Source organism: Mesorhizobium sp. WSM4311 (assembly GCF_002295115.1).
GTDB lineage: Bacteria > Pseudomonadota > Alphaproteobacteria > Rhizobiales > Rhizobiaceae > Mesorhizobium.
The window spans coordinates 189630-211231 of sequence record NZ_NSFV01000007.1 but is presented as its reverse complement, the minus strand read 5'-3'; the positions used below and the strand labels follow the sequence as shown (position 1 = coordinate 211231).

22 protein-coding genes are annotated in these 21602 nt (G+C 64.2%); 10 read left to right on the top strand and 12 right to left on the bottom strand.

Features of this window, described 5'->3' with window-relative positions; genetic code table 11:
• Positions 1-229: 229 nt before the first annotated feature.
• A complete protein-coding gene (locus CK226_RS20185; RefSeq protein ID WP_095773607.1) occupies positions 230-1078 on the bottom strand; it encodes an EAL domain-containing protein in 849 nt (282 codons plus the stop codon).
• The gene (locus CK226_RS20180; protein ID WP_095773606.1) at positions 1075-1962 is read right to left on the bottom strand and encodes an EAL domain-containing protein; all 888 of its coding nucleotides are present in this window, start codon (positions 1960-1962) and stop codon (positions 1075-1077) included. The genes CK226_RS20185 and CK226_RS20180 overlap by 4 nt, the downstream gene beginning before the upstream one ends.
• Before the next feature lie 220 nt (positions 1963-2182).
• Here CK226_RS20180 and CK226_RS20175 point away from each other — a divergent pair, with 220 nt between their 5' ends.
• A complete protein-coding gene (locus CK226_RS20175) occupies positions 2183-3385 on the top strand; it encodes a pyridoxal phosphate-dependent aminotransferase (RefSeq protein WP_095773722.1) in 1203 nt (400 codons plus the stop codon).
• A gap of 69 nt (positions 3386-3454) precedes the next feature.
• Here CK226_RS20175 and CK226_RS20170 read toward each other — a convergent pair whose 3' ends face one another.
• Positions 3455-4972 carry an MFS transporter gene (locus CK226_RS20170; protein ID WP_095789116.1) on the bottom strand — a complete coding sequence of 506 codons (1518 nt, stop codon included), beginning with the start codon at positions 4970-4972 and terminating at the stop codon, positions 3455-3457.
• Between the two features lie 105 nt (positions 4973-5077).
• Positions 5078-5473, bottom strand: coding sequence for a cupin domain-containing protein (locus CK226_RS20165; protein WP_095789115.1), 396 nt, complete (start codon positions 5471-5473; stop codon positions 5078-5080).
• 161 nt (positions 5474-5634) lie between these two features.
• Here CK226_RS20165 and CK226_RS35580 point away from each other — a divergent pair, with 161 nt between their 5' ends.
• The 3 genes from CK226_RS35580 (at position 5635) to CK226_RS20150 (ending at position 9308) form a co-directional block, all read left to right on the top strand.
• Complete coding sequence (locus CK226_RS35580) at positions 5635-5787, top strand: EAL domain-containing protein (RefSeq protein ID WP_245437788.1); 153 nt, start codon at positions 5635-5637, stop codon at positions 5785-5787.
• Between the two features lie 199 nt (positions 5788-5986).
• Positions 5987-8038 (top strand): elongation factor G, encoded by a 2052-nt coding sequence (locus CK226_RS20155; protein ID WP_095792844.1) that lies wholly within the window; start codon positions 5987-5989, stop codon positions 8036-8038.
• A 730-nt stretch (positions 8039-8768) separates the two neighbouring features.
• Positions 8769-9308 carry an isoprenylcysteine carboxylmethyltransferase family protein gene (locus CK226_RS20150; RefSeq protein WP_095792843.1) on the top strand — a complete coding sequence of 180 codons (540 nt, stop codon included), beginning with the start codon at positions 8769-8771 and terminating at the stop codon, positions 9306-9308.
• Here CK226_RS20150 and CK226_RS20145 read toward each other — a convergent pair.
• Together CK226_RS20145 and trxB are read right to left on the bottom strand one after the other, a co-directional pair.
• On the bottom strand, positions 9300-10196 hold the full coding sequence (locus tag CK226_RS20145; RefSeq protein ID WP_095773600.1) for a LysR family transcriptional regulator: 897 nt from the start codon (positions 10194-10196) through the stop codon (positions 9300-9302). The two genes, CK226_RS20150 and CK226_RS20145, sit on opposite strands and share 9 nt — an antisense overlap.
• Positions 10197-10286: 90 nt before the next feature.
• Positions 10287-11261: a thioredoxin-disulfide reductase gene (gene trxB / locus CK226_RS20140; RefSeq protein WP_032931359.1), complete on the bottom strand. Its 975-nt coding sequence runs from the start codon at positions 11259-11261 to the stop codon at positions 10287-10289.
• Positions 11262-11508: 247 nt separating this feature from the next.
• Here trxB and CK226_RS20135 point away from each other — a divergent pair, with 247 nt between their 5' ends.
• Both CK226_RS20135 and CK226_RS20130 read left to right on the top strand, forming a co-directional pair.
• Positions 11509-11988 carry an Lrp/AsnC family transcriptional regulator gene (locus tag CK226_RS20135; protein ID WP_019860544.1) on the top strand — a complete coding sequence of 160 codons (480 nt, stop codon included), beginning with the start codon at positions 11509-11511 and terminating at the stop codon, positions 11986-11988.
• A 246-nt stretch (positions 11989-12234) separates the two neighbouring features.
• Entirely contained in the window at positions 12235-13029 is a 795-nt protein-coding gene (locus CK226_RS20130; RefSeq protein WP_095792842.1) for a glycosyltransferase family 2 protein, read from the top strand.
• A gap of 15 nt (positions 13030-13044) precedes the next feature.
• On the opposite strand, the gene gmhB is transcribed toward CK226_RS20130, so the two are convergent.
• The 4 genes from gmhB to CK226_RS20110 form a co-directional block, all read right to left on the bottom strand.
• The gene (gene gmhB, locus CK226_RS20125; protein ID WP_095792841.1) at positions 13045-13698 is read right to left on the bottom strand and encodes a D-glycero-beta-D-manno-heptose 1,7-bisphosphate 7-phosphatase; all 654 of its coding nucleotides are present in this window, start codon (positions 13696-13698) and stop codon (positions 13045-13047) included.
• On the bottom strand, positions 13691-14263 hold the full coding sequence (locus CK226_RS20120) for an SIS domain-containing protein (protein WP_095773597.1): 573 nt from the start codon (positions 14261-14263) through the stop codon (positions 13691-13693). The genes gmhB and CK226_RS20120 overlap by 8 nt, the downstream gene beginning before the upstream one ends.
• 7 nt (positions 14264-14270) lie before the next feature.
• The gene (gene rfaE1, locus CK226_RS20115) at positions 14271-15761 is read right to left on the bottom strand and encodes a D-glycero-beta-D-manno-heptose-7-phosphate kinase (RefSeq protein WP_095792840.1); all 1491 of its coding nucleotides are present in this window, start codon (positions 15759-15761) and stop codon (positions 14271-14273) included.
• A 114-nt stretch (positions 15762-15875) separates the two neighbouring features.
• On the bottom strand, positions 15876-16508 hold the full coding sequence (locus CK226_RS20110) for a LysE family translocator (RefSeq protein WP_095792983.1): 633 nt from the start codon (positions 16506-16508) through the stop codon (positions 15876-15878).
• A 132-nt stretch (positions 16509-16640) separates the two neighbouring features.
• On the opposite strand from CK226_RS20110, the gene rfaD reads away from it, so the two are divergent.
• From rfaD to waaC, 3 genes are read left to right on the top strand one after another with little or no spacing between them, the layout of a single operon-like run.
• Positions 16641-17591 (top strand): ADP-glyceromanno-heptose 6-epimerase, encoded by a 951-nt coding sequence (gene rfaD / locus CK226_RS20105; RefSeq protein WP_095792839.1) that lies wholly within the window; start codon positions 16641-16643, stop codon positions 17589-17591.
• Positions 17564-18571, top strand: a complete 1008-nt coding sequence (gene waaF, locus CK226_RS20100) for a lipopolysaccharide heptosyltransferase II (RefSeq protein ID WP_095773593.1) — start codon at positions 17564-17566, stop codon at positions 18569-18571. The genes rfaD and waaF overlap by 28 nt, the downstream gene beginning before the upstream one ends.
• Entirely contained in the window at positions 18568-19542 is a 975-nt protein-coding gene (waaC, locus tag CK226_RS20095) for a lipopolysaccharide heptosyltransferase I (RefSeq protein ID WP_095792838.1), read from the top strand. Before waaF ends, waaC begins: the two co-directional genes overlap by 4 nt.
• A gap of 31 nt (positions 19543-19573) precedes the next feature.
• On the opposite strand, the gene greA is transcribed toward waaC, so the two are convergent.
• On the bottom strand, positions 19574-20047 hold the full coding sequence (gene greA, locus CK226_RS20090) for a transcription elongation factor GreA (RefSeq protein ID WP_008877613.1): 474 nt from the start codon (positions 20045-20047) through the stop codon (positions 19574-19576).
• Positions 20048-20318: 271 nt separating this feature from the next.
• Positions 20319-20855 carry a tetratricopeptide repeat protein gene (locus tag CK226_RS20085; protein WP_095789106.1) on the bottom strand — a complete coding sequence of 179 codons (537 nt, stop codon included), beginning with the start codon at positions 20853-20855 and terminating at the stop codon, positions 20319-20321.
• 141 nt (positions 20856-20996) lie between these two features.
• Between CK226_RS20085 and CK226_RS20080 the strand changes: the two genes are divergently transcribed.
• Positions 20997-21422, top strand: coding sequence for a DUF3775 domain-containing protein (locus CK226_RS20080; protein WP_095773590.1), 426 nt, complete (start codon positions 20997-20999; stop codon positions 21420-21422).
• Positions 21423-21602: the final 180 nt, after the last annotated feature.

Below are 21602 nucleotides of genomic sequence, written 5' to 3'. Positions count from 1 at the left end.
TGTTTTGGTGGGACAATCAGCGGCGCTGATGAGAGCATCCTTCTCCCCGTTTACGGGGAGAAGTGCCCGGCAGGGCGATGAGGGGCGGCGCTGACGTTTCAAGAGGAATGATCATACAGCCGATAACAACGAAGGCTGGCGCCGCCCCTCATCTGGCTGCCGCCATCTTCTCCCCGTAGAGCGGGGAGAAGGACGCTGTGGCACCGCTTTCGCCAGTCGCCGAAGTCGCTTAGCCGAACAGCGGCACGACATTGTTCTCCCTGCCCAGCAGAGCATCGACTGATAGCGGCTCTTCGTTGAAGATGGTGCCGGCCAGCGCCGGACGGGCGAGGAGATAACCCTGCAGCAGGTCGACGCCGCCGTCGAGCGCGACGCGCAGGTGGACGGGCTGCTCGATGCCTTCGACCAGCACCCTGGCGCCACGGTCATGCAGGCTGGAGACCAGCGGGCGGAAGAAGCGTTCGGCGGCGGCATGGCGGCAGAACTGCGCGAACCAGCCGCCATCGATCTTGACGATGTCGGGCTGAAGCAGGCTCACCCGCTCCTCGGTCGAATGGCCGGTGCCGAAATCGTCGATGGCGATGCGGATGCCGTCGCGCCGCATCTCCCGCACCAGCCGCGCCAGAAGCGCGTCGTCCGCCGCCTGTTCGGTGATCTCGCAGACCAGCATGCTAGGGGCGAGGCCGAGCTCGCCCAGATGCCGGCTCATCAGCCGGATCTCGGCCAGCGCCCGCCCGGAATGGTCGTTGACCATCGGATTGTAGTTGAAGAACAGATCGAGCCCGTCGACGCCGATATTGTGGAAGTTCCTGAGATGCAGCACCCGGCACATGGTCTCGACAAACAGCCGGTCCGCCGGGGCAACGCTTTCGAAGAACGCCCGCGCCGACCCTGCCCTGCCGGCGCGGTGCGGCTCGATCAGGCCCTCGACCGCCACCGCGTGCAGCGATCGCCCAAGCGGCGCGAAGATCGGCTGGTAGGCACTGCGCAGGCGGAACTCGCCGTGGACGCCGTATTCGATGCCTATCTCGTCGACGAAGATCGCCTTGCCGACATTGCGCCGCCGCTCGATCCTCATGGCGCGACCCTGCGCCCGAAGGCTTTTGCCGGCCGCGCTGCACGTGGGGCGACGGCGGTGGACGCATCGCTTGCGGCCGCAACCGGGTCCGGAGTTTTTCCGAAAACACGGAAACTCGTCGGCGCCAGTTCCGGCCGCGCAAGCACGAAACCCTGGACCATGGAAGCGCCGGATTTCTCGGCGAGTTCCAGCTGCCACCTTTCCTCGATGCCCTCGAACACCGTGCGGATGCCTTGTTCCTCGAAGCTTTTGACCATCGTCGTCAACAGCGCGAAGCCGGCGCCGGACTCCATCAGCTGCGTGATCCAGGTGGCGTCGAACTTGACGATGTCGGGCCGCAATTCCTTGATGCGGTTGATATCGGAATCGTCGGCGCCATAGTCATCGACGGCGATGCGAAACCCGTTGCCCCGCAACGCCGCGACGAAGCTGTGCAGGACCTCCTGCGAAGCCGACCTCTGCTCGGTCACTTCGCACACGACGCGGCCCGGATCGATGCCGGCCTCGTGCAGCACCAGCCGCATTTCGCGCAGGGCATTGTCGGCAATCGACCGCTCGGTGAACACCGACGGGTCGAAATTGATGAAGATCGACGCCTCCTGCGGCAGGCAGGCGCCGGCATTGAGCAGATGCAACGTCCTGGTCAGCGCTTCGACATGCAGGCGGTCGGCGGCCGGACAGGTCGAGAAGAAGGCCATCGGCGATTGCGGCTCGCCGTCGCGAAACGGCCGGATCAGCCCTTCGAAGGCGGCAATCGACAGCTTGCCCTGGTTGAAGGCGAAGATCGGCTGGAAGGCGCTCTGCAGCGTGTAGATGCCCCAGACACCTGACGAGGTGCCGTCATCATGACGGATGATATGGGCAAGCCCGACGCTGCGTGACAAGGGTCCCTCGCTCCGCGAAATGGCGGAATGGATTGCGATCCTGCCACTCAAGCCCTTACCGCCCGTTAATGAATTTTTTGTTGCCGCTCACAGGTGGCAATCACGGCTCCTTGAGGTCTGGATCAGCCGACAAAGCTTGCACTGAGCGGAATCATGCGACATGAGAAGCGCCGCGGCCGCTCCTGGCCGCGCCGATCTTCTCAAGGAGAGATATCTGGTCATGGCCTTTCTTGCCGACACCCTTTCCCGCGTAAAGCCTTCCGCCACCATCGCGGTGACGCAGAAAGCGCGCGAGCTGAAAAATGCCGGCCGTGACATTATCGGCCTCGGCGCCGGCGAACCGGATTTCGACACGCCCGACAACATCAAGAATGCGGCGATCGAAGCCATCCGCCGTGGCGAGACCAAGTACCCGCCGGTTTCGGGCATCGTGCCGCTGCGCGAGGCGATCGCAAAAAAATTCAAGCGCGAGAACAATCTCGACTACAAGCCCGAGCAGACCATTGTCGGCACCGGCGGCAAGCAGATCCTGTTCAACGCCTTCATGGCGACATTGAACCCCGGCGACGAGGTCATCATCCCCCGCCCCTACTGGGTCAGCTACCCCGAAATGGTGGCGATCTGCGGCGGCACGTCGGTGTTCGCCGACACCTCGATCGAGAATGGTTTCAAGCTGACGCCCGAAGTGCTGGAAAAGGCGATCACCCCGAAGACCAAATGGCTGCTGATGAACTCGCCGTCCAACCCGTCGGGCGCGGCCTACACGCAAGCCGAACTGCGCGCGCTGGCCGACGTGCTGTTGAAGCATCCGCATGTCTGGACGCTGACCGACGACATGTACGAGCACCTGACCTATGGCGACTTCGTCTTCAAGACCATCGCCGAGGTCGAGCCGAAGCTCTATGAGCGCACGCTGACCATGAACGGCGTGTCGAAAGCCTATGCCATGACTGGCTGGCGCATCGGCTATGCCGCCGGTCCGGTCCAACTGATCAAGGCGATGGACATGATCCAGGGCCAGCAGACCTCGGGCGCCTGCACCATCGCGCAATGGGCTTCCGTCGAGGCGCTCAACGGCCCGCAGGACTTCATCGCCAGGAACAAGGCGATCTTCCAAGGGCGGCGCGACCTCGTCGTCTCGATGCTCAACCAGGCGCGCGGCATCACGTGCCCGTCGCCGGAAGGCGCCTTCTATGTCTATCCTTCCTGCGCCCAGCTGATCGGCAAGAAGACCAAGGCCGGCAAGGTGATCGACACGGACGAGGCCTTCTGCTCGGAACTGCTCGAGGCGGAAGGCGTGGCGGTGGTGTTCGGCTCGGCCTTCGGCCTCGGCCCCAACTTCCGCATCTCCTATGCGACCTCGGATGCACTGCTGGAGGAAGCCTGCACGCGCATCCAGCGCTTCACGGCATCGCTGACCTGATCAGATCGATCTGACGACAAAAGAAACCCGGCGCCATCATCGCCGGGTTGTTGTTGGCGGCCAGGCACCTTACGCCTGCTGCTTTGCTTGCCTGGCCGAACGCGCCTCGGCCGGCGCCAGGACCATGATCAGCAGAGCGGCAGTGAGGAACGCGGCGATCGCCGCCGTCAGCATTGCGGCGTGGAAGCCGCCGGCATAGGCGGTGGCGAACAGCCGATGCACGCCATCCTCGCCGATTGCCGCGTCGGTCGCGAAATCATGCCGTGATATGGCGGCACGCGCCACCGCTTCGGCATTGCCGACACCGGCGTCACCGAGATATCCGGTCAAGAGGCTCGTCGCCCGCATGCTCATCAGCGCGCCTAGCAGCGCGATGCCGATGGCCAGCCCGCCCTGGCGGGTGGCGTTGATGACGGCCGACACCATGCCGGAGCGCTCGCGCGGCGCGTAGGACATTGCGGCGGCACTGCCGGTCGGTATCGCCAGCGAGTTGCCGAGACCGTTGATGATGAACAGCGCGCAGAGCAGCGCGTATGGCGTCGACGGCCCGGCCCAGCACATGCCGAGCATCGAAAGCCCGATCAGCACGTAGCCCGCCGTCATCAAGAGCGAATGCCCATAGCGGGCGCTCAGCCGGCCGATCCAGGGCGACACGACGATCTGGATAAGAAAGGCCGGCGCCATGCGCAGGCCGGTCTGCGTCGGCGACCAGCCCTGCACCTGCTGCAGGAACATCGAGAAGAAGAACACGCAGCTGTAGGAGGTGAAGCCGAGCGCGAACGAGGCGACGTTGGCGACGGCAAAGCGCACGTCGCGGAACAGGCCAAGCGGCAGCATGGGCCGTGGCGTGCGCGCCTCGAAGCCAAGGAAGACCACCAGGCCGACGACGCCGGCAAGGATGGCCGTGATGGTCCAGGCGTCGCCCCAGCCGCTCTCGCCGGCCGAGATCAGGCCGAAGGTCAGCGCGCCGAGCCACAGGATCGAGAGCGCCAGGCCGACAAGGTCGAGATGGGCATGTTCGGGATGCGCCGTCTCCTCGATCGACACAGCGCCCAGCGCGATGGTGAAAAGGCCGAGCGGCAAATTGATCAGGAAGATGCTCTGCCAGCCGACCGTCTGCACCAGAATGCCGCCAAGCACCGGGCCGACGACCAGAGAAACCGCGGCGAACGAGGCCCAGCCGCCGATGACGCCGGCCCGCTGGCGCGGATCGGCGAAGGCCTGCGTCAGGATCGACAACGCGCCTGGAATGAGCAGCGAGCCGGCGATGCCTTGCACCACCCGGCCGGCGAGCAGCGCCGGCAAATTGGGCGCGACGGCACAGATCAGCGAACCGGCAACGAAGATGCCGACGCCGGCCAACCATGAGCGCTTGCGGCCATAGCGGTCGCCGATCAGCCCCGACGACAGCATGAAGGCCGACAGGCACAGCGTGTAGGCATCGACCACCCATTGCATGCCGCCGAAATCGGTGTGCAGCGCCTGCTGGATGGTCGGCAGCGCGACATTGACGATGCTGACGTCGAGCAAAGCGACAAACGTGCCGAGATAGACGGCGGCGACGAGCGGCAGGCGATTCTTCGGCATGGTCCATCCCAACATGAAACGTGCAGAGCTCGCTGCAAACCTTTCCGCTCTGTTCCTCAGGATGGTGCGGCCCGAATAGGCCTGCCGTCCGCGGATGGCCAGGACTCAGCTGCCATATTGCTCGCCGGAAACCGCTTCCAGCCAATCGGCATGGACGCCGTCGCGCGCTTCCTGCATGGCGATATGCGTCATCGCCGTCTTCGGCCCGGCGCCATGCCAGTGCTTTTCGTCGGGCGCGAACCAGATCACGTCGCCTGCCCTGATCTCCTGGACCGGCCCGCCCCATGTCTGGGCAAGCCCGGCGCCCGAGGTGACGTAGAGCGTCTGACCGAGCGGATGTGTGTGCCAGTGGGTGCGCGCCCCCGGTTCGAAGCTGACCAGTGTCGCCCTCAGTCGCGCCGGCGCCTCCGCCTCGATGATCGGCGTCTGCAGAACCCGGCCGGTGAAGTATTTTTCCGGCGCTATGATGGTCGACACGCTGCCGCAAGCAATGATCTTCATCGTCTGATCCTGAAACTGGTGGTGAAGCGACCGGCCGCAAACGCCGCTGCTCGTCGAGGCAAACGCATTGTCGGCCGATATCGCCCGAGGCGCAACCGGCTGTTTCGGCTGCCTGGCGGAAGAAGCGGTTTTCTCTCCTTAACCATGAACCTTTCACCATCGTGGCGGAAGGCGTGGAGACGCAGGAAGAGTTCGCGCTGGCCAAGGCCGCGGGCTGCAACCGTTTCCAGGGCTACTTCTTTGGCAGGCCGGCGCCGCGCGACAAGGCGCCCTTTCGCGCCATCGATGCCGAACCCCTGGCGCTGAGCGCCTGAGACCACCACACGGCAGCGGATTTCTATTTTCCTTGCCCTGCCGGCAAACAAGTGGGACGATGCTTCAGGGCAGGTGGCAACAGGAAAAGAACCCCGCCCGCGACGGTCGAACAGGCCGGCCGCCGCTCAGGACCGACTGACCACGCCTGAACCATGCAAGCAGTCGGTCCCTAGGGAAACGCCTGAGTGGAGGTCAGCCATGGGTACTCGCGCCGGAGGACGACGCACGGGACCGAAATGCATTGCCATAGTCGGTCCCTTTGCAAGCGGTAAGACGACACTTCTCGAAGCTATATTGGCCCGCACGGGCGCCATCCCCCGACAAAATCCCGTTTCATCAGGCAGCACCGTCTCGGATCATTCGCCGGAGGCGCGCGCCCACGCCATGAGCGTCGAGGCGACGATCGCCACCACCGAATTCATGGACGAGCAGATCACCTTCGTCGATTGTCCCGGCTCGATCGAATTCTCCTTCGAGGCCGAGCCGGTGCTGGCCGCCTGCGACCTCGCGGTGGTCGTTGCCGAGGCCGACGAAAAGAAGATCCCTGCCCTGCAGCTCATCATCCGCAAGCTCGACGATCTCGGCGTGCCGCGGATCCTGTTCCTCAACAAGGTCGACAAGGCGATTTCAGGCGTACGCGACACGCTGAAGATGCTGCAGCCGGCAAGCTCGGTGCCGCTGTTGCTGCGCCAGATTCCGCTGCGCAAGGACGGCGTCGTCATCGGCTCGATCGATCTGGCGCTGGAACGCGCCTACATCTACCGCGAATATGCCGAAAGCGAGGTGGCTCAGATACCGGGCGACGACAAGGCGCGCGAATTGGAGGCGCGCTTCTCCATGCTCGAGACCCTGGCCGACCACGACGACCAGCTGATGGAACAGTTGCTCGAGGAGATCGAACCGCCGAAGGACGCGATCTTCGACGACCTCGCCGCCGACCTGCGCGAAGGCGTGGTGACGCCGGTGCTGATCGGCACCGCCGAAAAGGGCAATGGGGTGCTGCGCCTCTTGAAGGCGATCCGCCACGACGCACCCGACATCGAGGCGACCCGCAAGCGGCTTGGTGCCTCGGACGGCGGGGCCACCGTGGTCCAGGTGATGAAGACCATCCACACGCCGCATGGCGGCAAGCTGTCGGTGTCGCGCATCCTGTCCGGCCAGGTCGCCGACGGCTCTGAGCTGTGGCTGCCCGGCGGCGACACCGCCAAGGTTTCCGGCATCTACAAGATGCTCGGCAAGGATCAGTTCAAGCTCACCGCCGCCAAGGCCGGCGACACGGTGGCGCTGGGCAAGCTGGACGAGGTCAAGACCGGCCAGACGCTGACCTCGGCCAAGGGCGGCACCAAACAGCTGTTCACGTTCGAGCCGCCGCAGCCGGTCTTCGCCTTCGCGCTGCGGCCGAAGGAACGCAAGGACGAGGTCAAGATGTCGGCCGCCATCCAGCGGCTGGCCGAGGAAGATCCCTCGCTCAGCCTGCGCCACAACCAGGACTCGGCCGAGACGGTGCTGTCGGGCCATGGCGAAATGCATCTGCGCGTCGTGCGCGAGCGGCTGGAGGGCAAGAACCAGATCCCCGTCGAAGGCCACGCGCCCGCGGTGCCCTACCGCGAGACGATCCGCAAATCGGCGCAGCAGCGCGGCCGCCACAAGAAGCAGTCGGGCGGCCATGGCCAGTTCGGCGATGTGGTGATCGAGATCAAGCCGCTGCCGCGCGGCTCAGGCTTCCAGTTCACCGACACCATCACCGGCGGCGTCGTGCCGAAGACCTACATCCAGTCGGTGGAGACAGGCATACGCGACTACTTGAAGAACGGCCCGCTCGGCTTCCCCGTCGTCGACGTCGCCGTCAACCTGTCGGACGGCTCCTACCATGCGGTGGATTCCTCCGACATGGCCTTCCAGATGGCAGCGAAGCTCGCGATGAAGGAAGGCATGGCCGCCTGCTCGCCGGTGCTGCTCGAGCCGGTGATGAAGGTCGAGATCGTCACGCCGTCCGACGCGACGTCGAAGGTCATCGCGCTGATCCCGCAGCGGCGCGGCCAGATCCTCGGCTATGACGCGCGGCCGGGATGGCCGGGATGGGACGTCGTCGAGGCGACCATGCCGCAGGCCGAGATCGGCGACCTGATCATCGAACTGCGCTCGGCGACCGCGGGCGTCGCCAGCTATCGCGCCGTCTTCGACCATATGGCCGAACTCACCGGCCGTCTCGCCGACGAAGCGATGAATACCAACGGCAAGGCCGCCTGATCCTGATTTCGACACACCATCCCCTCGAACCCTTGTTCGAGGGGATAAATACCAAAAACGACGCCCGGGGAGCCGGACGTCGTTTTGTTTGCGGACCGTTTTCTCGGGAGGGGAAACGGCAGGCCCGCCGCATGTACAGTCGCCGCTTTCGGCGGAAAAGGGTTCGGACGCGGTAGCCGCCTGAGCCCGGGCCGTACGAGTGATGCCCCCATCTCCCGTCCGAACCACACCGCGTCCTAGCCTCTTCATAGCAGCGGAAGGCATCGTTGTCATGTTACCAGAGGTTACATGACACTGTTACGCGGCAATTCTCGTGGAATTCCCAGCCATCCCGGCAGGGTCCGGGCAACAAAAAAGCCGGATCAGTGAAGATCCGGCTGAGTTTGATTGGAAGTGCCTGTTAAGGCTAACCTCCAGAGGGGAACACTCGAGGGCGCTAATGGGAGGAGAACGCGCCCAGGAGATGATCTATATATGTGCTCAACATGCCCAAGAAACAAGCATCTATTTTGCAACACACGCATGCAAAAAGACATAGGCTGTGGTCCAACCCATTCCACGAGCCAATAGGACCAGCAGAATCGTCAAAAATGGGGCGCTCAACCACGCAATCGTCACTACAGAAGCGTGAATCGCGACCGGTTTTCGCCCCAAACCACCAAAATTACGCAATGATGTCGAAGCAGGCAGCAGACGTTCATTTCTGAGGCAATCGGAGAGAAAGCAGCCAATGCGGACGTTTTCGGCGATCGCCGGCAGCACGGCCTTCTTCATCGCGGCACCCGGCGTGGTCGCCGGGCTGGTTCCCTGGCTGCTCAGCGATCATTATCGCCTGCCGTGGTCCACCATGCCGGGCTTTGTTCCTGCCGGCGGCGTCCTCATCGTCGCCGCGGCTGCTGTTCTGCTGCATGCTTTCGCCAGCTTCGCGCTCGAGGGGCTGGGCACGCCGGCCCCGGTCGCGCCGACGGAGAAGCTCGTGATCGGCGGCATCTACCGCCATGTCCGCAACCCCATGTATGTCGCCGTGCTGTCGATCATCCTCGGCCAGGCGCTGCTGTTCTCGAGCTGGACGCTTGTCGGCTATGCCGTCATCTGCGCTGTTGTCATGAGCTCCTTCGTCAAATTCTACGAGGAGCCGACGCTCGCCCGCCGCTACGGCGCCGACTATGAAACCTATCGACGCAACGTCCCCGGCTGGCTGCCGCGCCTGACGCCCTGGCGGGGCGAACAGATCACCAGTGCTGCCGATCGTCCGCTAGGGCTAGAATGACCAACTGCGCGCTTTGGCGATAATGAAATCGCGGAACACGTGCAGCTTGGCCTGGTTCTTCATCGCGTCGGGATAGGCGAAATAGGTGTCGAAGGACGGCACCTCGGTTTCCGGCAAAAGCTGCACCAGGCCGGAGTCCTTGTTGATCACATAATCGGGCAGCATGGCGATGCCTGCGCCGCCCTGCACGGCGCGCTTGATCGACAAGATGTCGTTGATCTGCAGCGACGGCACACGTTGGCCGCCCTCGAAATCGCCGACCGTCTCCAGCCAGTTCAACTCCGACAGATGCGACGGCACCGGCAGGCCGAAGGTGACGATGCGATGGTTTCTGAGCTCCGCGACCGAGGCTGGCTTGCCATGCTTGGCGACATAGGAGGGTGCCGCATAGAGGTGGAAATGCACGGTGAACAGGCGGCGCTGGATCAGGTCCGGCTGCTGGGGCTGGCGCAGCCGGATGGCGCAATCGGCCTGGCGCATGGTGAGGTCGAGCTCCTCATTGGCGAGGATCAGCTGCAGGCTGACTTCCGGATAAAGCTCGATGAACTCCTGCACCCGTTCGGTCAGCCAGCCGGCGCCGAGGCCAACCGTTGTCGTGACGCGAAGCACGCCGGAGGGCCGGTCCTTGGTCTCGGTCAGGCGCGACTTGATGGTCTCGAGCTTCATCAGCACGTCATGCGCCGTGCGAAACAGCATCTCGCCTTGTTCGGTCAACACCAGGCCGCGCGCATGGCGGTTGAACAGCGGCACGCCGACATCGTGCTCGAGCGCACTGACCTGCCGCGAGATCGCCGATTGCGACAGGTGCAATGTCTCGGCCGCGTGCGTAAACGACCCCGCTTCCGCCGCAGCGTGAAACACGCGTAGCTTGTCCCAGTCCAACGCCATGATTCCCCTCGTTCTGTTTGGCGTCTGAATGAAAAATCAGGCTTTTACACGGCGTTTCTAAGCCGTTTTTTTAACAGTTTAAAGCGGCCGTTATTCGGCTGCTTCGCGGTGCACCTCGATGCCGGCGAGATACTTTTCCGCTTCGAGTGCCGCCATGCAGCCGAGCCCCGCCGCCGTCACCGCCTGGCGGTAGACATCGTCGGTCACGTCGCCGGCCGCGAACACACCGGGCACGTCGGTGCGGGTCGAATTCGGCGCCGTCCACAAGTAACCGTTCGGCTTCTGCTTCAGCTTGCCGACAAACAGCTCGACCGCCGGCGCATGGCCGATCGCCACGAACACACCGTCGACCTTGAGGTGGGTTTCGGCACCGGTCACCGCATGCTTGAGCTTCAGCCCTTCGACTGACGGTGGCAGCGGCGCCTTGCCGGGGCGGCCGGTGATCTCGTCGACCACCGTGTCCCAGATGACGCGGACATTGTCCTTCTGCAGCAGCCGCTCGCGCAGGATGCGCTCGGCGCGGAAGTCGCTGCGCCGATGGATGACCGTGACGCTCTTGGCGAGGTTCGACAGATAGAGCGCCTCTTCCACCGCCGAATTGCCGCCGCCGACCACCGCGACATCCTTGCCGCGATAGAAGAAGCCGTCACAGGTGGCGCAGGCCGAGACACCGAAGCCCATGAAATCCTGCTCGGTCGGAATGCCCAGCCACTTGGCCTGCGCGCCGGTTGCGATGATCAGCGCGTCGGCGGTGTAGGTGGTGCCGGAATCGCCCTTGGCGCGAAACGGCCGCACGTTGAGGTCTACCTCGGTGATGATGTCGTTGATGATGTCGGTGCCGACATGCTCTGCCTGCTTCAGCATCTGTTCCATCAGCCACGGTCCCTGGATGGGATCGGCGAAGCCGGGATAGTTTTCGACATCGGTGGTGATCATCAGCTGGCCGCCTTGCTGCAGGCCGGCGACCAGCATCGGCTTCAGCATGGCGCGCGCGGCATAGACCGCCGCCGTATAGCCTGCGGGGCCGGAACCGATGATGAGAACGGGCGCGTGCTTGGTGGTCATCTAAAACCTCTGCGGGCGGACGATGCCTTGGAAAAAGACGTGGAATTCGCGCTCAATGTAAGGGTTGCCAACCACGCCAGCAAGACGAACGGGCCGTCGTCCCCGGAAAGCTTCGGCCCAAAGCGCTTATTCGCGCCATTGCCGCTTTCGTTACCATTCAAAAATCGCGTTGATGAGGGCTGGCGCCGACACAAAAGTCGTTTAATTACAAAATCGCGAAAGATTCTTGCGCCGAGCTGAGACCGCCATGCCGCTGAAAGCCGACCTCGACGCCATCGACTGGAAGATCCTGCGCGAGCTGCAGGCGGATGGACGCATGACCAATGTCGAGCTGTCGAACCGCGTCGGCATTTCGGCCCCGCCCTGCCTGCGCCGGGTCAAGCGGCTGGAGGAGGCCGGCATCATCCGCGGCTACCGCGCGCTGCTCAATGCCCCGGCGCTCGGCCTCGATGTCGTCGCCTTCTGTCTGGTCGGCCTGCATCACCAGGCCGATGCCGAACTGCGCACCTTCGCCGAGCGCACGCGCGGCTGGCCGATCGTGCGCGATGCCTGGATGGTCTCGGGCGAATCCGATTTCCTGCTGCACTGCGTGGCAAGCGACCTCGGCGCCTTCCAGACCTTCGTCATCGAGGAGCTGACCTCGACGCCGAATGTCGACACGGTGCGCACCGCTCTCACCATACGCCGGGTCAAGGATGAGGGCCTGGTTTCCTTCGAACGCCCCTGAGGCGAGGCGAGCGCCTGTGCGCTGGCGAATTCCTGGCCTTCGCCACACCGGCGCCGCGTTGGTATTCGACAGACGCTGATGTACAAGGCTGGACGGCTCTGCCGGACTTCGTCGCTTGGCTGACCGCTAATTGGTTTCTCAAGCGATTCCAGGAAAAGTGTGTAACGGTTTTCCGTGCGGATTTGCTTGGGTACAGATGGCGATAGCAGCGTTGCTCTGGGGGCGGCCCGCCATGGGAGGGGGACCATGACTCGATTTGCAAGCCCGGTCTCGGCGCTTATCATCTGCGTGAACGAGGCCGACATGATCGGCCCGTGCCTGGAAAGCATCGACTTCTGCTCCGAGATCATCATCGTCGATTCCGGTTCTACTGATGGCACCATCGAATGCGTCAAAAGCTATATCGCCAAGGGCTACCCGATAACGCTGCTGCACAATGACTGGCCGGGTTTTCCCCGCCAGCGGCAATTCTCGCTCGACCACGCGACCCAGCCCTGGTGCCTTTCGATCGACCCGGACGAGCGCGTCGACGACCAGTTGCGGCAGTCGATCGTGGCCATCACGGAGGCCGCCGATGGCAAGATCCGCGGCTGGTACATCCGTCGCCGCGATTGGCTGAAGGGCTATGGCTATGCGCATCGCTGGGTGCTGCACAACAGGCTGATGCGGCTTTTCCGTCGGGAGGGCGCCACCATCGATCTCACCGCGCGGGTGCACGAAGCCTTCCACGTGCCGGGCGAGACCGGCACGATCGAAGAGGGCGTCCTGCTGCATCGCCGTGAAATATCGATCGAGGAAGGTCTCGCCCGGGCCAACGCCTATTCCAGCCTCAAGGCCGTCACGCTGGTCGAGAAGGGCAAGAAGCCCGGCCTTGTGCGGCTGGTGTTGTCGCCGCTCGGCAACTTCCTGAAATTCTACCTGGCCAAGCGCTATTTCCTGTGCGGCCGGCACGGCTTCGTCTACTCGATGTCGGTGATGATCTATTCCTTCGCCACCGAGGCAAAGCTCTACGAAGCCTCGGAACGCAACGATCCTGCGTGAGCCGTCAGGCCGGGATCAGGAACGGTTGTCCCGGCCGAGCGCTTCAACGGCGGCGAGCAACTCACCAAGGTCGCTGCTGCCCCGCAGGGGCCGAATGGCGAAGCCGGGCTGGACCGCAGCCTCGCCGTCGACCAGCCAGCCCAGTGCCAGACCGGCGCGCTTTCCCGCCTGCATGTCGGCAAGCTTGTCGCCGACGATCAGCGAGCGCTGGAGATCGAGAGCAAGGCGTTTGCCCACATCGACCAGCATGCCTGGATTGGGCTTGCGCATCGGATGATCGGGGATGGCGAGTGGTCCGACGCCGGCCTCGTGGTAGGCGCAGGCAATCACCATGTCGACGAACACGCCCTCCTCGCCCAACAGCTCGAGCACGCGGCCGTTCACCGCCGCAAAGGCGCTCCAGCCGAAATAGCCGCGCGCGATGCCGGACTGGTTGGTGACCACCACAACCGGGATTCCCGCCCGGTTGGCGGCTGCGATCGCCGGCAGCATCTGCGGCCTGAGCTCTATCTCGGCCGGGTCGCTGGGATAATCGGTATCGACGTTGATGGTGCCGTCGCGGTCGAGGAACAGCGCCGGCAGGTGCGGCGGGAAAACCCGGTTTCCAATGCGCTCGATCCACACGCCCGGCTCGGTCAGCGGATGTGGCGGCGCCGTCCTGTCAGCCATTGCTGAGACGCGCTTCGACCACTTCGCAGAGGTGATGGTAGAGGCACAGATGCCCCTGCTGGATGATCGGCGTAGAGGTCGAGGGCACGTTGAGCAGGATGTCGCACAGCGGCTTGAGTTTGCCGCCGGTGTCGCCGGTCAGGCCGATCACCGTCATGTCCATCATCCGCGCCTGTTCGGCGGCGGCCAGGATGCTCGGCGAATTGCCGCTGGTCGAGATCGCCAGAAGCACGCCTCCGACCGTGCCATGCGCCTCGACCTGGCGCGAGAACACCGTGTCGAAGCCGTAATCATTGCCCCAGGCCGTCAGCACCGCCGCATTGGCCGGCAGCGCGATGACATTGTAGGCCTTGCGCTCCTTCAGGAAGCGGCCGACCAATTCGCCGGCTATGTGGATGGCGTCGCTCGCCGAACCGCCATTGCCGGCGATCAGCAAGGCCTTGCCCGATGAAAGTGCCGTCACCACGGCGCTCGCCGCCCGTTCCATCTCGCCGGTCAGGTCACGCTTGACCATCGCCGTGATCGCGGCCGCCGAGCGGACCAGATAGTCGTTCAGTTCAGACATCAAAACCTCAGCTTGTAGAGCCGGCGCGCAATTTGCCGATGGTGCCGGTGGTGCTCTTGCCGGCGACGAGATCGACCAGCACGACGCGCCCGCCGGCCTTCTGCACCACGTCGGCGCCGACCACGGTGTCGATCGTATAGTCCGCGCCCTTGACCAGGATGTCGGGCAGTAGCGCCTCGATCAGCGCCAGCGGCGTATCCTCCTCGAAGACAACGACGGCATCGACCGAGGCAAGGGCCGCGAGCACGCAGGCGCGGTCGTGCTGGTCGTTGACAGGACGGCCCGGCCCTTTCAGCCGCCGCACCGAAGCATCGCTGTTGAGGCCGAGCACCAGCCGGTCGCACTGGCTGCGCGCCGCGTGCAGCAGGCTGACATGGCCGGCATGCAGAATATCGAAGCAGCCATTGGTGAAGCCGACGCTCAGGCCCTCTTCCTTCCAGGCCGCCACCATGCGCGCGGCCGATGCGGCATCGAGAATGGCATCCTTGTGGGCGGTCGGTCCGTGCGAGCGAAACAGCGCCCCGGTCAGCTCCTCGACCGTCAGCCGCGCGGTGCCGCGTTTTCCGACCACGACGCCGCCGGCGGCATTGGCGATCGAGGCCGCCGCGACGGGATCGGCTCCCGATGCGAGCGCCAGCGCGAACGTCGCGATCACCGTGTCGCCGGCGCCAGAGACATCGAACACTTCGCGCGCCTGGGTGGCGATATGGCGCGCCTCGACCGGGCCGACGACGCTCATGCCCTTTTCACTGCGCGTGGCGACGACGAAGTCGAAACCATGCGCCGAAATCAGTTCGCGTGCGGCAGCCACGATCTCGTCATCGGCGAACACGGCGTGGCCGACGGCCTCGCCAAGCTCCTTGCGGTTGGGGGTGATGGCGGTCGCGCCGGCATAGCGCGCATAGTCGCGGCCCTTCGGATCGACCAGCACCGGCTTGCCCGCCTCGCGGCAGATGGCGATGAGTTCGGCGGCGACGCCGTCGAGCAGGATGCCCTTGCCGTAATCGGACAGGATGACGATGTCGGCCCCCGCCAGTGCCGCGCGGAAATGCCGGATCAGCCCTGCCCGCTCAGTCGCGTCCAGCGGCTTGATCTCTTCCTCGTCGAAGCGCAGCACCTGCTGGTTGAGCGCGCTGAAGCGGCTCTTCGACGACGTCATGCGGCCGCGCTGCTGCCAAAGCCCCGCTGTCTCGGCGCCAAGCTCGCCGAGCATCCGCACCAGGCTGTCGCCGGCGGTGTCCGTGCCGATCACCGAAACCGGAATGGCCCGCGCGCCAAGCGAGACGATGTTGGCCACGACATTGCCGGCGCCGCCCATGGCCGAGGTCTCGCCGCGCCCATGCAGCACGGGGATCGGCGCTTCCGGCGAAATCCGCTCGATGACGCCGTTGACGAAGCGGTCGAGGATAAGGTCGCCGACCACCAGCACGGTGACGCCGCCAAAGCGGGCAATGGCGCGGTGCAAGGGTTCGGGAGAAGGCGGATTGTGCTTGATCATATCACTGGCAACGCGCGGGGAAAAACAGTCGCTGAAACATATGGGGTGTCGGCTGGCGGTCGTTCATGCCTGCCGATATACCGCAATTCGAACCGGCGCAACGGCGGCGCCGCTTCAGCTCTTCTGCAAGGCAACGTGGACGCCGAGCCCGACCAGCACGGCACCACCGGCCCGCTGCATCAGCCGCTGCGCCCGGCTCGAACGCCGCAGCCGGCCGATGACGAGGCCGGCCAGGAACACGCAGACGATGTCGGCCGAGGAGAACATCAGGTTGACGATGGTGCCTAGCACCACGAATTGCAGCCACACCGGGAGGGCCGCAGAGACATCGATGAACTGCGGCAGGAACGCCATGAAGAAGATCGCGGTTTTCGGATTGAGCACCTCGACGGTGATGCTCTCGAAAAAGGCGCGGCGGGCCGATTTCCGCTCGATGGCGGGCAGCGCCACATCGCCCTCCACGCGCTTGCGAAACAGCGAGATGCCGAGCCAGATCAGGTAGAGCGCGCCGATCAGCTTGACCGCCATGTAGAGCGGCGGCACGGCATGGAACAGCACCGAAAGGCCGGCGGCGGCGGCAAAGACATGCACATAACCGCCGAGATGGATGCCCAGTGCCGCCGTCAGTCCCGACCATCGCCCGCGCGCCATCGTCTGCGCCGCGGCATAAAGCATGGCCGGACCGGGGATATAGGCGAAGATCGCCGTGGTGGCGAAGAACGCAATGAGCAGTTCGGTCGACGGCATTTTCTGTCCCTTATGATCGGTGCTGACTGAGCGGAAGCTTTGCGGCGCCACTGTGACGCCTGCACCTGCTTTGTCGACAGCCCGGCTGGCCTCCCTTATAAGGACCGGAATCGCAAGCAACCAGAGGCCTTCATGATCATCGTCACGGGCGGCGCCGGCATGATCGGCTCCAACATCGTCGCCGCGCTCAATGCCGAAGGCCATGACGACATCCTCGTCGTCGATGATCTCACCGACGGCCACAAGATCGCCAATCTCGCCGATTTGAAAATAGCCGACTATCTCGACAAGGATGAATTCCTGTCGAGCTTCGAGGCCGGCTCGCTCGGTCGTGTCGAGGCCGTGTTCCACCAGGGCGCCTGCTCGACCACCACCGAGTGGAACGGCAAGTTCATGATGGAGGTGAATTTTGCTTATTCGAAGCGGCTGCTGCATGCCTGCCAGGCCCTGCGCGTGCCCTTCCTCTACGCCTCCTCGGCTTCCGTCTACGGTGGCGGTTCCGAGTTTCGCGAGGAGCCGGCGCTCGAGCGGCCGCTCAACGTCTATGCCTATTCGAAGAAGCTGTTCGACGACTATGTCAGGCGCACCGTCTTCGACACCGACCATTCGCAGGTCTCGGGCCTGCGCTACTTCAACGTCTATGGTCCGCGCGAGGCGCACAAGGGCGCCATGGCCTCGGTCGCCTTCCATCTGTTCAACCAGGTCGAGCGCGGCGAGAATCCGAAACTGTTCGGCGCCTATGACGGCTTCGGCCCCGGCCAACAGAGCCGCGACTTCATCCATGTCGGCGATGTCGCCGACGTCAATCTATGGCTGTGGAAGCGGGGTTCTAGCGGCATCTTCAACTGCGGTACCGGCCGTGCCCAACCGTTCCGCGCCATCGCCGAAACCGTCATCGATACGCTGGGCAAGGGCGAGATCGAGTTCATCCCCTTCCCCGATCACCTCAAGGGCAGCTACCAGAGCTTCACGCAAGCTGATATGTCCCGTTTGCGCGCGGCCGGTTACAACGGCCAGTTCCGGACAGTGGAAACCGGTGTCAGAGACTATGTCGAATGGCTGAAAGCCCAACGATCCTCGTGATCGGCCCACGCTGGGTGGGCGACATGGTGATGGCGCAGTGCCTGTTCTCGGCGCTGAAGGAGCTCCATCCCAACGCCGCGATCGACGTGCTCGCGCCGGCCTGGGCGGCACCGCTGGTCAAGCGCATGCCCGAGATCCGCCAGCAGATCGACTTTCCGCTGAAACCCGGCGCGCTCGAATTTACCCATCGCCGCCGCTTCGGCCGCCTGCTGCGCGGCCGCTACGACATGGCCTATGTCCTGCCGGGCAGCTGGAAATCGGCGCTGATCCCCTTCTTTGCCCGCATTCCGCGCCGTGTCGGCCATCTGCGCGAAATGCGCTATGGATTGCTGACCGACATCGTGCCGCTGCCGAACGCCGTGAAACGGCGCACCGCGCAGGCCTATTTCAGTCTCGCCAGGGGCGGCAGTTTTCGCGCGCCCCATCTGACCGTGGATGCCGGCAACCAAGCCGCCCTGCTCGACCGTTTCGGGCTGGCGCGGCAGAAATTCGTCGCCCTGATGCCTGGCGCCGAATTCGGCCCGGCCAAGCGCTGGCCGAGCGAAAGCTATGCCGGCCTTGCCCGCGAGTTCGTGGACAAGGGCCTGAAGGTCGCCCTGTTCGGTTCGAAGAACGACCGCGACGTCACTGCCGAGATCGCTGCCCTTGCCCCCGGCGTCGTCGACCTCGCCGGCCAGACACGTCTGGAGGACGCCATCGACCTGATCGCCGCGGCAAGGCTGGCTGTGTCCAACGACAGCGGACTGATGCATGTCGCGGCAAGCGTCGGCACGCCGATCGTTGCCGTCTACGGCTCGACCTCGCCCGAAAACACGCCGCCGCTGGCGGAACGGCGCGAGTTGGTCTGGCTGCACCTCTCCTGCTCGCCCTGCCACCAGAAGATCTGCCCGCTCGGCCATCTCAACTGCCTGAAGACAATGGAAGTCGGCCAGGTAGCGGCGGCGGCGGAGCGGCTGCTGGAATTCCCGGCCGCGGCATGAAGGTCCTGATCGTCAAGACATCGTCGATGGGCGATGTCATCCACACCTTTCCGGCCGTCGAGGATGCCAGCCTGCACCGGCCCGACGTTTCCTTCGACTGGTGCGTCGAGGAGGCGTTTGCCGGCATTGTCGCCCTGCACCCGGCGGTCGGCAGGATCCATACGGTGGCCATCCGGCGCTGGCGCAAGGCGCTTTTCAGGGACAGCACCTGGCGCGAGGCGGCCGCGCTACGCCGAACCTTGCGCGAATGCCGCTACGATCTGGTCGTCGACGCACAGGGCCTGCTGAAATCGGCCCTGGTGGCGCGGCAGGCGCGCGCACCGATCGCCGGCTTCGACCGGTCGAGCGCGCGCGAACCCTCGGCGACCATGTTCTACGACGTCACCTACGGCGTGCCGCGCAACCTGCACGCCATCGAGCGGACGCGGCGGCTGTTCGGGCTGGCGCTTGGCTATCAGCCCGATCTGTCGACGCTCGCTTCAGGCATCGTGCCCCCACCCGGCGCTCTCGCCGCCATCACCGGAAAAACCGCCTTCCTGTTGCACGGCACCAGCCGCGAGGACAAGAAATGGCCTGTCGAGGACTGGATCGGGACCGCCCGCCTGCTGGTCGAGCGCGGCATGATGCCGGTCACCACCTGGTCGAACGAACGTGAGAAGTCCGTGGCCGAAGCCATCGCCAGGGTCGTGCCGTCCACGGTCGTGGTGCCAAAATCGCCGCTGGCCGACATCGCCGCCATCCTCGGCCGCTCCACGCTGGTCATCGGCGCCGACACCGGCCTGACCCACCTCGCCAGCGCCTTCGGCCTGCCGACGGTTGCTGTGTTTTTGGCGACGGAGCCGGGTTTGACGGGTCCGCGTGGGCAATTTGCGTCGACACTGCTGGCCGCCCCTGGTGGACGTCTGACGCCCGCGGAGGTGGTGGCGGAAGCCGGCACGCTGCTTAATCTCAAATTGCAGGCGCCAGCTTAGGGCCTTTTAAAAATAGAACTATCAAGAGGCCCTAAATAAACTGCACCTGGACGATCTCATACCCCCTGGCACCGCCGGGCGCATTGACCTCGATGGCGTCGCCAACTTCCTTGCCGATCAATGCGCGCGCGATCGGCGAGGAGATCGAGATGCGGCCGGACTTCACGTCCGCTTCCTGGTCGCCGACGATCTGATAAGTCTTCTTTTCCTCGGTGTCCTCGTCGACCAGCACGACGGTGGCGCCGAACTTGACCTTGTCGCCGCTGAGCTTGGTGACGTCGATCACCTCGGCGCGCGCGATCAGGTCCTCGAGCTCGTTGACGCGGCCCTCATTCAGGCTCTGCGCCTCCTTGGCGGCGTGGTATTCGGCATTTTCGGACAGGTCGCCATGCGAGCGCGCCTCGGAGATCGCCTCGATGATGCGCGGCCGCTCTTCCTGCTGGCGCCAGCGCAGTTCTTCCTTCAATGACGCGAACCCCTCGCCTGTCATCGGGACCTTGTTCATGATGCCTGACCTTTCCTGCCGCCACCCCCGCGTTTCGGGGGAAGCCTTGTCGTTGGGTACAAAAAGAAAACGGTCCGGCAGCCTCGGGCTAACGGAACCGTTTCACCGCAATTTCCCCCAATATAGCAACCTTCGCGGGTTTTTCACGCCCAAAAATCGGTTTTGCAAAAATCATCCCCGCTTTCACCAGAGGCGGTGGCAGGTGAGGCGGGCGGCAACAAAAAACGGCCGCGATCGCTCGCGGCCGCTTCGATAAGCCTGGGGAGCCTGATCAGCTCCGCATGAAATGCTCGATCTGCTCGGACAGCATGCCGTATTCGCGCGAGCCCTTGCCGGTGCGCTTCTCGATTTCCATCAGTTGCTGCTGGGCGCCGGCGAGGTCACCGATCTGCAGATGCGCCTCGCCGAGATATTCGCGCACCAGGGTGTAGTTCGGGTCGATGCGCAGCGCTTCCTCGTAATAGCCGAGACCGACCGTGACACGGCCGGAATGGCGGTGCGAATAGCCGAGATAGTTGAGGATGCGCGGATCCTGCTTGTTGGCGGCGAGGGTAAGCACCGAGATCGCCTCGTCATAGCGCCCGGCCATCGCCAGCGCATGGCCTGCATCATAGATGCTGTCGTCGTCCAGCATGCCTTCCTGAGGAGCGACACACTTTTTCTTCTTCTTGTCCCAGACCTCTCCCTTCTTGCACTGGGTGACAGTCTGGTCGCTGCCACCACTACTGCCCGCGGCGAATACCGGGACAGCGAAGAACTGCAGCGCGACAAGGGCAGTCGCGGCCTGGATCAGCATTCTTTTGTGCATCGAAGCCTCCTTGAGGGGTGAGAATGCAACACTAACGCCAAGCGTCCCGCGTTTCATCCCGGAAAAATCACGTTGAGAACATCAGGTGACGGAGGCCGGAAATCCGCTATCATCCGGGCAAACGACTGACGGAGACGGCCCGTGCAGCGGCGGCTTGAAAAGGACTGGGATCTTACGATCGGCCCCGATACCGTGCGCCTGTTCATCCTCAAGGCCAAGGCGTTGAGTGCCGCTGTCAACGAGGACTATGCCGACGGTGCCGAACACGAGATCGAGTTCGACGGCGACACGCACGACAATCATCACCATGACGGCCTTGTCGAGGAAAGTTCGGAAAACCTGACCGAAGAGGAACTGCGCGAACTGATCAACGACCTCAATGTCGATGAAGCCGCCGAACTGGTCGCGCTCGCCTGGGTCGGCCGCGGCGACTACGACGCCTCGGAATGGGTGGACGCCGTGACGGCGGCGCGCGAACGCGCCAACAAGCGCACGGCCAAGTACCTGCTTGGCATGCCGCTGCTCGCCGACTGGCTGGAGGAAGGCCTCGAAGCGATCGGCGCGTAACGCCGTGGTAACCGATTGTGATCGGCGCAAAGCGTTCGTCGAGGCAACTTCCAGCATGCCGGCGCCGTTTCGGAGCGATGGCAACGCTGAGCTTTTCCCGACTTTGCACCTTGGCGCTGCTTCTGGCGGCTGCGGTCCTGCTGGCGACACCGGCCGACGCCAGACATCGTCACAGGCATT